The 14,304-nt window shown below is 30.7% G+C and carries 14 protein-coding genes; 7 read left to right on the top strand and 7 right to left on the bottom strand.

Annotation, left to right across the window (positions count from 1 at the left end; translation table 11 throughout):
- On the bottom strand, positions 1-432 hold the full coding sequence (locus N456_RS21315; protein WP_062061867.1) for a GPW/gp25 family protein: 432 nt from the start codon (positions 430-432) through the stop codon (positions 1-3).
- Positions 433-601: 169 nt separating this feature from the next.
- On the opposite strand from N456_RS21315, the gene N456_RS21310 reads away from it, so the two are divergent.
- The 4 genes from N456_RS21310 to tssD all read left to right on the top strand — a co-directional run bounded on the left by N456_RS21310 (position 602) and on the right by tssD (position 3,648).
- Positions 602-1,198: a C40 family peptidase gene (locus tag N456_RS21310; protein WP_062061864.1), complete on the top strand. Its 597-nt coding sequence runs from the start codon at positions 602-604 to the stop codon at positions 1,196-1,198.
- 27 nt (positions 1,199-1,225) lie between these two features.
- The gene (locus N456_RS21305) at positions 1,226-2,152 is read left to right on the top strand and encodes a hypothetical protein (RefSeq protein ID WP_062061862.1); all 927 of its coding nucleotides are present in this window, start codon (positions 1,226-1,228) and stop codon (positions 2,150-2,152) included.
- A 1-nt stretch (position 2,153) separates the two neighbouring features.
- Positions 2,154-3,020: a TssN family type VI secretion system protein gene (locus tag N456_RS21300; RefSeq protein WP_062061859.1), complete on the top strand. Its 867-nt coding sequence runs from the start codon at positions 2,154-2,156 to the stop codon at positions 3,018-3,020.
- A 241-nt stretch (positions 3,021-3,261) separates the two neighbouring features.
- On the top strand, positions 3,262-3,648 hold the full coding sequence (gene tssD, locus N456_RS21295) for a type VI secretion system tube protein TssD (RefSeq protein ID WP_062061856.1): 387 nt from the start codon (positions 3,262-3,264) through the stop codon (positions 3,646-3,648).
- 639 nt (positions 3,649-4,287) lie between these two features.
- Here the strand turns inward: tssD and N456_RS21290 are convergent.
- The 3 genes from N456_RS21290 to N456_RS21280 form a co-directional block, all read right to left on the bottom strand.
- The gene (locus N456_RS21290; RefSeq protein WP_062061853.1) at positions 4,288-5,640 is read right to left on the bottom strand and encodes a DUF5458 family protein; all 1,353 of its coding nucleotides are present in this window, start codon (positions 5,638-5,640) and stop codon (positions 4,288-4,290) included.
- A gap of 11 nt (positions 5,641-5,651) precedes the next feature.
- Positions 5,652-6,101: a hypothetical protein gene (locus N456_RS21285; RefSeq protein ID WP_062061851.1), complete on the bottom strand. Its 450-nt coding sequence runs from the start codon at positions 6,099-6,101 to the stop codon at positions 5,652-5,654.
- 62 nt (positions 6,102-6,163) lie between these two features.
- Positions 6,164-8,647 (bottom strand): ATP-dependent Clp protease ATP-binding subunit, encoded by a 2,484-nt coding sequence (locus N456_RS21280; protein WP_062061848.1) that lies wholly within the window; start codon positions 8,645-8,647, stop codon positions 6,164-6,166.
- 993 nt (positions 8,648-9,640) lie between these two features.
- Between N456_RS21280 and N456_RS21275 the strand changes: the two genes are divergently transcribed.
- From N456_RS21275 to N456_RS21265, 3 genes are read left to right on the top strand one after another with little or no spacing between them, the layout of a single operon-like run.
- Positions 9,641-11,032, top strand: a complete 1,392-nt coding sequence (locus N456_RS21275) for an RtcB family protein (RefSeq protein WP_062061845.1) — start codon at positions 9,641-9,643, stop codon at positions 11,030-11,032.
- Between the two features lie 17 nt (positions 11,033-11,049).
- The gene (gene prfH, locus N456_RS21270) at positions 11,050-11,745 is read left to right on the top strand and encodes a peptide chain release factor H (RefSeq protein ID WP_062061842.1); all 696 of its coding nucleotides are present in this window, start codon (positions 11,050-11,052) and stop codon (positions 11,743-11,745) included.
- 3 nt (positions 11,746-11,748) lie between these two features.
- On the top strand, positions 11,749-12,285 hold the full coding sequence (locus tag N456_RS21265) for a hypothetical protein (RefSeq protein ID WP_062061838.1): 537 nt from the start codon (positions 11,749-11,751) through the stop codon (positions 12,283-12,285).
- A 141-nt stretch (positions 12,286-12,426) separates the two neighbouring features.
- Here the strand turns inward: N456_RS21265 and N456_RS21260 are convergent, their stop codons facing one another.
- The 3 genes from N456_RS21260 to N456_RS21250 all read right to left on the bottom strand — a co-directional run bounded on the left by N456_RS21260 (position 12,427) and on the right by N456_RS21250 (position 14,293).
- On the bottom strand, positions 12,427-12,855 hold the full coding sequence (locus N456_RS21260; protein WP_062061835.1) for a hypothetical protein: 429 nt from the start codon (positions 12,853-12,855) through the stop codon (positions 12,427-12,429).
- 292 nt (positions 12,856-13,147) lie between these two features.
- The gene (locus tag N456_RS21255) at positions 13,148-13,444 is read right to left on the bottom strand and encodes a putative quinol monooxygenase (protein ID WP_062061832.1); all 297 of its coding nucleotides are present in this window, start codon (positions 13,442-13,444) and stop codon (positions 13,148-13,150) included.
- A gap of 105 nt (positions 13,445-13,549) precedes the next feature.
- Positions 13,550-14,293, bottom strand: a complete 744-nt coding sequence (locus N456_RS21250) for a DJ-1/PfpI family protein (protein WP_062061829.1) — start codon at positions 14,291-14,293, stop codon at positions 13,550-13,552.
- Between the last annotated feature and the right edge of the window lie 11 nt (positions 14,294-14,304).

The following is a 14,304-nucleotide window of genomic DNA, read 5'->3' as shown; positions in this document are numbered from 1 at the left end:
CTAGTATGAAAGTGGTGCTATATAAAATCGTTCTATACAAGAAAACGCTTCATTAGTTTGACGAATAACCCCTTTTACATTTATATCTACTCGTTTTTTTACCCTGTTACTGTTTTCTGCACCTCTAAATTCTTCTTGTTTTATAGTTACTTCTACCTGTATTTTTTTTAATCGCTTTTCAGTGGATGCTATATTCTCAGCTAATGATTCTGTGATAGTGTCCCGTAATTTATTTGTACTCGTTAAATTGTCGAAATCAATATTCCATATTGAACATCCAAAAGTTTCATCAAAATCACATTCTCCAAAATGAGTAGTCGTGATAAGGTGAATAAAATTTATAATAGACTGTGTAATGTCGCATTGTTGTAATTCGACATTAGATACAATATTCTTAGTTTGTAGTGGTATACTATAATATGATGTAATCATAAAATTAAAAAAAACAGGTTTTAAAAATTAAATCGCAATTTAATAAAGATTTTAGTTACAATCGACCAATAATGTAGATTAAGTTATATAATGTAGATTTTGTATGGATAAAACTTAAAATGATCTTGAAAAAATCAATAGAAATTCTATATTTGTATAAATTTTGGGGATGAAAGTTTTATATAAAATATTAGTGTTTGTTGTACTATTTGCTGGGGTAGCTAGTTGTAAAAGTACACAAGAAGTTATTGTAAAGCAAGAAAAAAAAGATAAGATCTTGCCAATACAAAAGAAATATGGAAATATTCTTGGAGTAGCGCCAGAGAAGGTTAAGAACATACCTTTGTATAAATTTATAGACAGTTGGATGGGGACTCCTTATAGAATGGGTGGAGAGACAAGAAAAGGGATTGACTGTTCTTTTTTTACACAATTTCTTTACCATGATGTATATGGAGGGTTAATTGAAAGAACAGCAGAAAAACAATATATGGCTCCAGATACTGATAAGTTTATAGGTCAAGAGTTTTTAAAACAAGGAGATCTTTTGTTCTTTAATCTTCAGGGATCTCAGCACCACCCAATTACTCATGTAGGAGTATATTTAGGTCACGGACAATTTGTTCATTCTACATCTAAGAGAAGTAATATGGGAGGTAATGGAGTGCAGATTAGTAATTTTAATGATAATCATTGGCAAAAATTGTTTGTGGCTGCTGGAAGAAAGCCTATAAAAACTGACGATACGATAGATGAAGAGAATTAAAATTAATAATATAGCATTCTTTTTAGGATGAAAGAAAAGGAAGTACAAGAGGTATATGACGAATTGATAGCGAGCTATAAGAACCTAAAAGCTGAGGTTTTTGTATGTGAAGTTCTCGAAAAATCAAATCTAGAGTTTACAGACATAGATGTTTTTAATAAAAGTACTTTTACAAGATCTTATCGTAGAGATGTGATAAGTTTTATAATGGATTCATATTCAGAATCAGGAGATAAATTACAATTAAATTTAGCTCGTAATGGTCTTTATGATTTACTTCCTGAAGGAATTTTTCACGAACCAATAAAGACTAAAACTAATGTAGCGCTTTCTTATAAGCATATACGACAAAAACATAAAAAAGAAGAAAAAGAAGCTAGGTCATTTTTTACTCCTATCGAGAATGAACTTTTTGTACAGAAGGTAAGGATTGAACAGAATGAAAGAGTATTAATCGATGAGTTTACTAATCTAAAAAATGATTTTCTATTAGATTTTTGGGGGTTAGATAAAGAAATTCCAAGAGACTATAATATAAAGTTATTACAGCTATTACCTTTTGCTCATAAAATATCAGGGGATACAGAGCTTATGGCAATAGGACTAGAAAATATTATCGAGGAGCAAGTAAAAATAAAGACAACAACAAAGAGCTACCATGATGTTGATAGTGCAGAGGGAGAGGATAAGCTAGGAGTTGACTTTGTTTTAGAATTGACAGAGACTACTGTAGTATATCCAATGTATAAAATTACGATTGGACCGATTGAAAGAAAAAATGCAGATAAATTTTTGAAGAATGGTATTACTACAAAATTTATTAGTATCTTTTGTGACTATTTTGTACCTATAGAAATAGATGCAGAAATTAATATAGTATACTTAGAAGAAGAAAGCGAATTTGTACTGGATGCTATAAATAGTCCACGTATGGGGTTAACAACGACAATATAATATGAAAGGAATTTTACTAATTGTAGGAAGTGCTGGTTTTTTTAAAGTAGGAATTATTCTACTGGTATTCAGTATGATTCTAATGGGGTTTGTAGCAGGACTCAAAAAGTTATTCATGAAAAATAAAAAGAAATTCTTTTTATATGTTCTGGTGGCTTTACTTTTGTTTGCAGCAACCGCATTATTGAGTAATGATAAGGTATTAGATAATATGCCTCTTAATAATTTTATTAGTTTTCAGATTATATTTTTATTGTTAGGTGTTCTTAATGTTTTTGCATTACGTAAATTTTTTCCGGATCTATCAGAAAAAACAACTTCTTTTTGGTCAGAATTTTTATACACAGTGGTCATCATATGTTTAGGACTACTTTCTTTTATGTATGTAGTAGGGATGTATAAACCAGAATATATCTATGTATTTACAGCTGCGACTATTTGTTTCCTAATTCCATTGTTAGTTGTGAAATTGTATGAATTTGCAATAGCTGTTCCTGTACCAGTATATAAAAAATGGTTCTATCCTGTAGAGAAGCTTAAAGATCCTAAGGATGATGAATTAGCTAATCCGTTGGTGATATCTTTTGAGTTTAATAAAGGTAAGGATGTAGAAGAGATTAGTAATTTTAGGCTAAAAGCTCCAGAAAAAATGGAGTTTGGGAAGCTGTTTTATTTCTTTATTAATGATTACAATGAGCGACATCCTGGGGGTGAAATCAAGTTCCTTGATGATAGTAATAATGCATTTGGATGGATTTTTCATACAAAACCAAACTGGTTTGGAGTACAACAGCATATTGACTTTAGTAGAACGATAGAATCGAATAATATCAAAGAAGATGATGTAATTATATGTCGTAGAGCATAATTAAAATTATGTTAAATTTTATATAAAAAGAGTTTTAGCTTTTAGGTTAAAACTCTTCTTTTTTTTGACTAAAGTTTAGATTTAAACACTTGTAAAGAAATAGTGTACTACTTTTCTTTCATGATCTTTTTCTTAACCTAAAATTAATTTTCCAATTCCTTTTTTTTGCCTATATTTATAGTGTGTTAATCACATTTATTATTATTATATATTATTATTATTAATTTAAAAATTATTTATTATGTCTTTTAAAGCGAAATTAAAAGTAGGAGGAAAAGAGTACAATGTATTAAACTGTAACTATGGTTTACATCAAGAAACTGATGCTACAGGTCGTCCATCTTCTGTTACTAGAGGAGGTATGATTACAATTGAGTTAGAGTCTACAGCAGATACTAGTTTGTCTGATTGGATGTTCAATAACTTCGAAATGAGAGATGGTTCTATTGTATTCTTAAAGAGAGATACAGAAGCTACAGCAAAAGAATTAAATTTTACTAATGCATATGCAGTAAAGTATAGAGAGAATTTTGATGCTTCAGGAAACAATCCTATGACAGAAACACTTACAATCTCAGCTAGACAGATTGCTATGGGTAACGGAGAGCATATAAACGAATGGGTATAAGGGTATCCTTATAGTTAATTCTATAATTAATTTAAAAGCAGAAGTATTTTATACTTCTGCTTTTTTTTTGTTATAAATAAATGGATCGATTCTTTTGTTTAAGTAAAGAGGGTTTAAGTTTGAATATATAGCATAAGGTTGAATTATTTGGATAAGGGATTGTTAAAAAGAGATCTTTAAAAAGTAATTTTAAAGCATTTTTTTTAGGCTTAATTATTGTGTGTGAGGTTGTTGTTGTTTTAAGTAAAAAAGAAGAAGTATGCTTAGCTTAGATAACTAAACTATATTTTTTAAGGTAGTATGCCATCGCAATTAGTCCATTAAGCCATATATATAATGAATGTTCTCATAAAAGAGTCTACTTTTTTTAAGAATATAAATTATGTAAATAGGTATGAATAATAACTTTGAGAGGGTATATCCTCCTTTATGTGTTTCCAAGGAACTTAAACTGGTTAGTGATAGATGATTAATAGGAGTAAATCAGTATAACTAGGTAGTAAAAGACTTAATTGACCTTGATTATATATAAGTCTTAAAAATAGCTTTTCGATTCATACATATTTATATATAAAAAGTAAAACTATTTAAACAAATAAAAAAGGCCACCTTTTCAGGCAGCCTTTTTATTAATAATATTTATTGTTGTTCATAATCAGAATTCCATTCTGATCCATCATCACCTTTTTGCCCATCCATTTTTATCATAAAGTTTTTAGCAGGAAAATAGGGTTTCATATGTATGTCTAAATGAACTCTATCTTTTTGTGTAGGATCTTGTTCAAAACGTTTGATAGAAAAATCTTCTATTAATTTGTCAGGTCCTGTAATGTCATCTAAGAATTTTACAATTTGTCCCATAAGTTCTTTACGTGTTCTAGCATTAAAATTCTCAAAAGCTCTTCGGTTTAAGAAATCCATTAATACTTTAGTTACATAATCAAATACACGAACTACTGAATAGGTTTGTAGACCAAGATTATCTCCATTAAATAAGGTTTTAGCAGAAAAAGCCATTACTTTTCCATATTCATTTACCATTGGTACAAGACCTAGTTTTTCTAGTTGAGAGATCTCTCCTTTTTTAAGATCAAAACGGACACCATCAACTTCGTTCATACCCCCAAATTTCTTTCCGGCAGTAACCTGAGACATTAATGTTTTATATATTTTACCTCCTAGTGCACTAGATGGAGGGACAAAAAGATCATCTTCTTCTCCAACTTCATCATGTTTACCTCTTCCTACAAGCCAGTTACATGCCATCACTACATTAGAGCGATATTTGTCACCCCCTGTAAGATTAGCAGATTCGAACATTTCCATAACATCATCTGGTTCGTCTAAATGCTCAAAATCAGTAACCATCATTACTTTATTCTCATAAGCGATTTTAGCCCATTTCTCCACTACCTTGTTAGAACCTAAATATCCAGGGACTACTAATAATCCGTAGTTATCTCTAAGATCTAAACGATCATACCCTTGTACTAATTCTTCTTGTACAGCATCAATAAAACGAGTATTGTCTAAGTCTTTAAGCTGTTCTAATTCTGCATTAAGAATATTAATATTTTTTACTTTCTGAGATTCTGTATTTTTAAAGAACAATGCAACAGATCTATAGGATTGTTCCATTTCTCTTGTTTGCTCTAGGGCAGCCCCTAGGTTTTTCTTAAGAGATTCTGAAGCGACTTCTGATCGTTTGGTAGATTCATCGACCATTGCTGGGATGTCATCAGAAGAGGAAAGAATATCGTTCCATATCTCTAGAGTCTTCTGTAATTTTTGTCGTTCTAGTTTTTTTGCGGATTCTGTAAGAAATATTTTTTTTCTTGCTTTACGACCTGGATTCATGTTTTGAACATCATCAATACATGCTTCTAACAGATCAAATCCACCATATTTTGTTAATTTTTCTTCATTAATTTTTAGCTCCTGAGCAGGATTCTCTATCTTAATGTTTTCTTTTGCGTTTTGTCCTAATGCCATATAGTCTTTTTTTAACCTTGTTGCTGTATCTCTGCGATTAGAGATTGAATTGATTTTAGAAGCGCCTCTTTAGCATCAGGGTCAGCTAGGGCGGTTTTTAAGATTTTATTTGATTTAAGTTGTTTTACAACTTTTAGATATTGATCTTTTTCAGTATCTAGATCACTTAAGTATTTACTTTGATCAACAATTCCTTTTTTTCCAAAGTTTCCTAAATGTCTAAATTTTAGGGTTTCTTTAGTTTCTACGCCATCAGCATCTTCAAACTCAATCTCTGCTTCTGGTGCATAGTGATTAAACACATGATCAATTGATGTAAGTCCAGTAACGATTTCTGGTTTAAGGGGTTGATCCTGAGTTAACTTTTGAATAAGTAATGTTTTGTTCTGTCCAATTTCTGAAATTGCTTCATTGGCATCAGTTTGTACTTCCGTTCCTCCTAATCCGTATGTATTATCCATGAAATAAGTATTTAATGGTTGCTAAAATATAAATATACTAATTTTTATGACAGATCATAGTATTAACTATAATCCCATATTAATTTTTCCTCTTTGACGTCTAATTTAACTAAACTTCCTTTACCAATCTTACCAGTAATCAATTTTTTTGATAAAGATGATCTTAGTTCTGTTCTAATAACTCCTCTTAATGGTCTTGCTCCATATTTTGGAGTAAATCCTTTATGTGCTAAAAATTCTTTTGCCGCATCTGTTAACTCTAGTGTTACTTCTTGTTTTTTTAATGCTTTATGTAAATCTTTCATCTGAATCTCAAAAATCTTTACAACATTCTCTTTTGTAATCGGTGAGAAAGGTACAATTTCTGTTAGTCTTCCTAAAAATTCTGGTCTAAAATTCCTAGACATTAGCTCTAGTAGATCTGTAGATTTAGGAATCTCTCCTTCAGAAAATGATTTTACAACATGTTCGCTTCCTATGTTAGAAGTAAACAGTACTACTGCATTAGAAAAATCTCCTGTTTTCCCTAAACGATCATGTAGTTTTCCTTCATCTAGGATTTGAAGAAAAATATCAAAAACAGAGGGGTGTGCCTTTTCTATTTCATCAAATAATACAATAGAGTATGGTTTTTGTCTAATTTTATTGACAAGTAATCCTCCTTCTTCATATCCAACATATCCCGGAGGTGCTCCATATAATAATGCCGCAGAATGTTCTTCTTTAAATTCAGACATATCGAATCTGATGATTGATTCTTCTGTCTGGAATAAGAATTCTGCTAATGATTTTGCTAATTCAGTTTTTCCTGTTCCTGTAGGACCTGTAAAGAAAAAAGACCCTATAGGCAATCCTGGTTTGCTAAGTCCTGATCTAGATTCTAGTACCGCTTCAGTAATGGTTTTTATAGCGTGATCCTGACCGATAAGACGTTTTTTTAGATGCTCTTCCATAGTCAGCAGACGTTCTTTTTCATCTGCCTGAAGTTGTCCTACAGGAATCCCTGTCTTATTAGCTATAGTTGCAGAAACATCATTTTTATCAATACGTTCTTTTTGTTCTTTAGCTTTGTTTAAGAATTTATCAAGAGCATTTTTAATTTTTTCAACACCACTTTCTAAAGAGTCGGTACTAACTAAGGTGTCTTTATCATTTAATTCTGTAAATAGAAGATAGCTAAATACATTTTTTAGATTATCCCATTGCCAGTTAATGTCTGATAACTTGTCTATATCTTCTTTTTCTTCTTTTTCAATTGCTAGTAAGCTATCGGTAACTTTTTCAATTTTTGCAGCAGTAGTTTCAATCATATATCTAGATGCAGACATTGTTCTGTCTATTAAATCTATTGCGGCATCGGGTAAACTACGATCTTTGTTAAAACGTTTGGATAATCTTATGGCCTCTGCAATTGTTTCATCTAAGATGTCTAGGTTATGATGCTTTTTATACTTGTCAATGGTATTAGAGATCATTGTTAATGCATCTTTTTCAGAGGGTTCTTCTAAAGAAATAACTTCAAACCTTCTTGATAAGCCTTCATCTGTTTCGATATGTTTTCTAAATGCATCATTGGTGGCAGTAGCGATAAAAGTAACTTCTCCTTTAGCAAGTTCGGATTTTAGAATATTTACCAGCCCTTGGTTGCTATTATCTTTATTAGTAAGGTTATTGATCTCATCGATTAATAGAATTGGTTTTTCAAATTCTTTGATCGCTGCGATTATTTTTTTAAATCGGTCTTCAACTTCACTTTTATAGGTTGCTCCAGACACTAAGTGAATAAAATCGAGTTCGTATATCTGAGCATTTTTTAGAGAATCAGGAACAGTTCCATTCACTACGGCTTCAGAAAACCCATCTAGTAATACTGTTTTACCAACACCAGGTTCTCCAGTGATTAAAACATTAGGTTTAGAGTGCCTACCTAATATTTCTGTTATCATTTTTATCTCGGCATCTCTTCCGAAAATGTCATTTAAATTATTGTTTTTTGCTTCAAAGGTTTTGTCAATACAATATTCTTCTAAGATTTTATGATCTACCTTTTGTCCAGTAGATGACTTCGGTTGTTTTTTTCCTGATGGAGTTGTTGTATTTCCTACATTCAATAAGTTTTGTGCAGCAATTAGTACTTCATCAGCTTTTAGAGGTAATGTTTTTAATTGCTCATAAGAAAACCCTACACCAGGTGTGCATAAAGATACTAAAAGAGCAAGAGGGGTGATTTCATCTTCACCTAATTTTAATTTAATACTATCAGCTTCATTAAATAGTGCTTCTATAGATTTGTCTCCTTCTATTGTATCAGGAATATTAGCAGCTCTAGGGAGTGCTTCTATTCTTACCTCAGACCATTCTTCATAATAATAAATATCGCCATCTATTTGATCAAAAAAATCTCTTAGCCCAATATCTTTATGTAATAAAGCCTTTAGTAAATGTGCGGCATTATATTGATTATTATGATATTCTTTTGCTATCGATTGCGCAATATAAATAGTACTGCCGACTTCTTTCGACCAAGTGTAATCTAATGTTTGCATGTAGTTGCTTTAATAATAGAATTATATAATTAACAAAATGAACTACATTTTTTATTTACTAACACTCATCAAATAAAGTGTTAAAAAAAATGTAATAACCTGATTTTAATGCTGGGGAATTTTAAAACGTACCAAATATAGTAAAATGATGATTTGTTTTATGATATATAATCAAGGTTTTTTTATGTATTTCGTAAACTTATAAAAAAAAGAAAATTAGTATAAGAATAATGGTAACAAAATCTGTTTATAATACACTAAGTAAGAATAGTAAATTTTGATTTTACTAATGTTTATCTCATATTTGTACTCTACATTATAAACAAGAACATAAATTTTATGCCTATGTTATCATTTTTTACATACAAAAAAGGCGCTGCAAAGCTGTTTTTTAATCAAGAGTATAGGTAATAAACTAGTAAAAAGATATAAAAAGCATAAGCGTCTAAGAAATTAGACGCTTTTTTTTATTTTTTTATAAAAATGTATTGAATTCCAATAGAGATGCTACTTGAACACTAAGATTCAGAAAAACAGTTGGTTACCATATTTGAGATTATCTGTTGAAAAACGGACAGGATTCTTATGTTTTAAAATCAATGTAAGTGCTTGATTTTTAATAAAATAAATTGAATTATTAGTTGCGTATTTAAAAAACTAGATTCATATTTGCACCGCAGTTTAATACTACCAAAATAATAATTAATCTTTAATAACCGAAGTAATATGACTTTTACAAAAATATATTGCGAGACTCTAAAAGAAGAACAAGGTTCTTTAATGAGTACACTTCGGGACTTCACTAGTATATAGTTTTCTATATATGAATAAAAGCCCGAATCTATAAAGTTTCGGACTTTTTGTTATATACTTTGTCAGATCAATTCTGTCGATGCCTTATCAGGATTTCCCGAAACGTTTTATAAAATTAATATCAATAATAGGAACAATGATTCGATCATTTATTATTGACTAATTTCAAAACCTATATTAATGGGAAATAAATTAAGTGGAAAAGACTTAATCAAATTAGGCTTTCCAAAAAACAATAGTATTAATGTGACTTTGGGTCAGATTAATAGATATCAAAAAAGAATTAAAAAAGAACATATATTAATAGAAGCTAAAAAAGTATTACTGAATCCAGAAGCATATCAAGGCGATGGTATCTGGGGTAAAATAGCAGAGAGTTTATTGAAACCTGTAGAAGTAAAAAGGCATTCTTTAAAAACAACTCGATCTCCTTTTCAAATTTATGGCGAAAATGAAATTGATGATCAAGCCAAGTATCAGCTATTTGATGCTCTAAAATTACCAGTGGCAGTAGCAGGAGCTTTAATGCCAGATGCGCATACTGGATATGGTTTGCCTATTGGAGGAGTATTGGCTACAAAAAATGCTGTAATTCCTTACGGAGTAGGAGTGGATATAGGATGTAGAATGTGTTTAACGATATATCCGATTGCGATCTCATATCTAAAAGGTAAGAAGCATCAATTACAGAATATATTATCTGAGCATACTAAATTTGGGATGTACGAAACTCATAAAATAAAGCATGATCATGAAATATTTGAACGAGAAGAATTTAAAATGATTCCACTAGTAAAAAGATTAAAAGACAAGGCTTATAAACAATTAGGTACTTCTGGAGGAGGTAATCACTTTGTAGAATTTGGAGTGATTACAATTACAGATGTAGCTAATGAATGGGGGTTAGCTATAGGGGAGTATCTAGGAGTGTTAACACATAGTGGTTCTAGAGGTTTAGGAGCGAATATCGCAAAACATTATACATATCTAGCGACTAAACAGTGTCCATTACCAAAGCATGTGCAACAGTTAGCTTGGTTGGATTTAAATACTCATGATGGGCAGGAGTATTGGTTAGCGATGAACCTAGCTGGGGATTATGCACAAGCATGCCATGATGATATACATGTTAGGATCGCAAAGTTATTGGGATCAAAACCAATAGCAAAGATCGAAAATCATCATAATTTTGCATGGAAACAACAGGTAAATGGAGAAGAATGTATCGTGCATAGAAAAGGAGCAACTCCTGCGGCTAAAGGAGAGTTAGGGATTATTCCTGGTTCTATGACTGCTCCGGGATTTATAGTAAGGGGATTAGGGAACACAGAGAGTTTACAATCGGCATCACATGGTGCTGGTCGGCTACACTCTCGCAGAAAGTGTAAAGAGAAATTTACCAAAAGTGAAATCAAGAAGCAGTTAAAAGCGCATGATGTTACGCTTATTGGAGGAGGAATTGATGAGGCACCTATGGCATACAAAAACATAGAAAAAGTAATGTCGAATCAGCAAGAACTTGTAGAAATCGTAGGAACATTCACTCCTAAAATTGTTCGAATGGACAAGTAATTAAAATTTTAAACAAAATGAATCAAAAAATTATACAAATAACGGCAGGAAGAGGTCCAGCAGAATGCTGCTGGGTTGTAGCCCAGATTCTGAAATACTTTTTAGAAGAAGTACAACGTATAGGCGTATCATATCATATTATTGAACGAACAAAAGGGGCCGAAAATGGCACAATACAATCTGTTACGATTGGACTCGAAGGAAAAGAAGTCAAGGTTTTTTTAAGCTCTTGGTTAGGTACTGTTCAATGGATAGGTACTTCAACTTTTAGAAAATATCATAAAAGAAAAAACTGGTTTATAGGTATTTATGAGTTAGATCTAGTACATCTAGAGGAAATTAAAGAAAAAGACATTGTCTATAAAACTATGCGTAGTTCGGGACCAGGAGGTCAGAATGTAAATAAAGTAAACTCTGCGGTTAGGGCAATACATCAGCCTACAGGAATACATGTAGTGGTTATGGATAGTCGTTCCCAGCATCAAAATCGAAAGATTGCTATTGAACGATTAAAAAGTAAGGTGCTAGAGGTACAGCTAGAAAAATTAAAAGAATCGCTGTCAGATGAGTGGGAAAATCACCTAAATGTACAACGGGGTAATCCGATAAGAATATTTAGAGGAACTGATTTTAAAAAAGAAAAAAAGACAAAAACCTTTAAGAATAAGCGAAATCAGTTAAAACAAGATTTAAAAAATGAATTAAAACGATAAGAAATGAGCAATTTATTAGATAAATACCTATTTCAAGCATTAGATGCTTATCCTTATAATCTAGAAGATGCAGTGGAATCATTAAACTATGCACTCTCTTATAATGAAAAAAATCCTATTGCATTAAGTCTTTTGGCTCAGATATATGCAGAAAGTTTAAAAGATTATGAAACAGCAAAAGAATATTATCAACAAGCTTTAGCAGAGGATATGTATGCATTGGATGTGTATCCTAAATATATTAATGTGTTATTATGGAATGAAGATTTAGATGAGGCAGAAAAATTAATAGACTTTGCATTAACAATAAAAGGAACAGATAAAGCAGTATTGTATGTTAAAAAAGCAATTCTTTTTGAGCAAAAAAAGGAATATAAAAAAGCATTACAATGTTTAAAATTAGCGAAAGAAAAAACGTATAACAGTCAATTTTTAGATGATGTAAAAGAAGAAAAAAAAAGAATTAAGAGTAAAATACCAAAGAAAAAATCAAAGACTAAAAATTCTAAAGAATCATCTAAAAAATCTAAGAAAAAATGACAGTATCCATAATTTTGTGTAAATAAAATTTCAGCGGGTTTAACTTTTTATAGTTGAACCCGTTTTTCATATATAGTTAAGAACTGATTAAGTATTAATCTCCAATTGGGTATTGGAGCTGTCCACTTTTTAGTACTAGCATTATCTTTCTTCTTTTTTAATTCCCATTAATCCAAGAATTCCAATAGGAAATAATAAGATTGACTGTGGTGCAAAAGCCCATTGAAAACTACTTACTACTATAAATGTTATTGCGAATAGTATATATAAATAACTTATTAATTTAAGCAGTTCTTTGTTTTGATCCTTTCGTCCTTTAATCCCAAATTGTAAAAAAACAAAAGAGGTAACTATCAGTATCACTGTTACCATATGCCATGCGCCTAGCCATTTTGTTTTTACTAATTTATCTAATTCGGTGTTAAGTAAAGGGTTTACCAATGTTATTTGCCCACCGATAAGATGTAAAGTAGCTGTAAATAAGTTTATTAGTCCAGCACTGATCCAGTACATATTCATGTTTTTTTTATCCTTACTACTATTCATAGAATCTTTACGCATAAGTTTCATTCCATTTTTTGTTTTTCGATGTTATCAAATATATCTTCTATACCAATTTCTTTAGATTCGGTAAATTCAGGTTGGATATATTGACCCGTAATATGTTTTATTGTCTATGTCTTCCTTTTGAACCTTTTTTGAATCCATCTTTTAATTTTATAACGAGCACTTCTCATAGAACAAAACTGCATTGTCTTATATAGGTAGTAGCGTTTCTGCTAACCCAAATACTTTTGATAAGAAATACTTGTTTTCCTCTTATTTAAATAGTAATAATTCTAAGTTCAAGTTTTTTTATATGTTATACAGCTACAGTTTCCCAGTATCTAATAGTAGGAGGAGAGACGAATGTTTTTCCTAAAAGTTCCATTAGACCTGTGTCTGTACGCCATTTTAGATAAGATTCGTAGTCAGCAATGGTTTCCCATTTTTCATAGAATACGAATGTATTATCGGTTAAGTTTTTATGTATTTTGATATCAATAAACCCTTTATAGGTTCTTGTTTGGGGTAAGTTTTCTAAAAGAATATTTTGTAATTCGATTATTTTGTCTTTCTTAACTTTTACTTCTAAAATTACAATTGTACTATTTTCCATTTTTACTTTTAAAAATAATTTAATTCATATGTGACAAGTATATTTAATCAACAAGAACCTTATTAGGTATGATAAATGTGTTGTTAGCTTGCCTTAATTTTTAGTTTATTGAAGTCGATTTAATAAAATAGACTCTTCTACATATATTCTATGTTCTTTAGAGGTCATTTTTTCTAACAAATCAAGAGAAGCAATATAGCTGACAAGGCTTCCGTTTGATGAAATAAACTTACCATCTTCTATAACAGAAACTTCAGTATCATCAGCAACTTTTAAATTAGGGTATGCTGTTTTTAAAGCTTCTCCACCTGTTACATAGGTTACAATGTTTTTGTTTTCAGCAATTCTTGACTCACCGATTAAAAATGCCCCAGCACAATGACTTGCTGTATAATCGGTAGTTTTATTTTGTTCTGTTATAAAATCGATCAATGTTTTATCTGCAGTTTGATTTTCTGGATTGTAAGAACTTGGTATAACCAAAACAGATAATTTTGGAGTTTCATCAAAGAGAAAATCGGGAGTTATTTTTAATCCGTGGGCACTACTATATGTTTTGTTTTCTTTGGCAATAGTGATTACATTAAATAGTGTTTTTCCTTCTTTGTTTGAATTTGCAAATACGTCTAAAGGGGCTACGACTTCATTAATTATAACACCTTCAAAAATTAAAATACCAATGGTTGGTAAGTTCTTGTCTATAGTCTTATCCATACTCTTTTTTTTTACAGGGATTTCTTGAACGGTTGAATTCTCCTCAGTGAGATTTATATTGTTTTTTGTTTTACTTGTATTAGAACAACTTAAGGCTGTTATCGCCAGAAGGATAAATGGTACTGTTTTTTTCATAATAAATACGA

Source organism: Aquimarina longa SW024 (assembly GCF_001401755.1).
In the GTDB taxonomy this organism is placed as follows: domain Bacteria; phylum Bacteroidota; class Bacteroidia; order Flavobacteriales; family Flavobacteriaceae; genus Aquimarina; species Aquimarina longa.
The sequence above is the reverse complement of the archived record's forward strand: the minus strand, read 5'-3'. Positions and strand labels throughout refer to the sequence as shown.

Bases quoted from the DNA above. Each gene is read 5' to 3' on its own strand.
- N456_RS21315 (WP_062061867.1), bottom strand. From the start codon at position 432: ATGATTACATCATATTATAGTATACCACTACAAACTAAGAATATTGTA.
- N456_RS21280 (WP_062061848.1), bottom strand. From the start codon at position 8,647: ATGCAAACATTAGATTACACTTGGTCGAAAGAAGTCGGCAGTACTATT.
- N456_RS21250 (WP_062061829.1), bottom strand. From the start codon at position 14,293: ATGAAAAAAACAGTACCATTTATCCTTCTGGCGATAACAGCCTTAAGT.
- N456_RS21305 (WP_062061862.1), top strand. From the start codon at position 1,226: ATGAAAGAAAAGGAAGTACAAGAGGTATATGACGAATTGATAGCGAGC.
- N456_RS21275 (WP_062061845.1), top strand. From the start codon at position 9,641: ATGGGAAATAAATTAAGTGGAAAAGACTTAATCAAATTAGGCTTTCCA.
- N456_RS21260 (WP_062061835.1), bottom strand. From the start codon at position 12,855: ATGAAACTTATGCGTAAAGATTCTATGAATAGTAGTAAGGATAAAAAA.
- N456_RS21285 (WP_062061851.1), bottom strand. From the start codon at position 6,101: ATGGATAATACATACGGATTAGGAGGAACGGAAGTACAAACTGATGCC.
- N456_RS21290 (WP_062061853.1), bottom strand. From the start codon at position 5,640: ATGGCATTAGGACAAAACGCAAAAGAAAACATTAAGATAGAGAATCCT.
- N456_RS21255 (WP_062061832.1), bottom strand. From the start codon at position 13,444: ATGGAAAATAGTACAATTGTAATTTTAGAAGTAAAAGTTAAGAAAGAC.
- N456_RS21300 (WP_062061859.1), top strand. From the start codon at position 2,154: ATGAAAGGAATTTTACTAATTGTAGGAAGTGCTGGTTTTTTTAAAGTA.
- N456_RS21310 (WP_062061864.1), top strand. From the start codon at position 602: ATGAAAGTTTTATATAAAATATTAGTGTTTGTTGTACTATTTGCTGGG.
- prfH (WP_062061842.1), top strand. From the start codon at position 11,050: ATGAATCAAAAAATTATACAAATAACGGCAGGAAGAGGTCCAGCAGAA.
- N456_RS21265 (WP_062061838.1), top strand. From the start codon at position 11,749: ATGAGCAATTTATTAGATAAATACCTATTTCAAGCATTAGATGCTTAT.
- tssD (WP_062061856.1), top strand. From the start codon at position 3,262: ATGTCTTTTAAAGCGAAATTAAAAGTAGGAGGAAAAGAGTACAATGTA.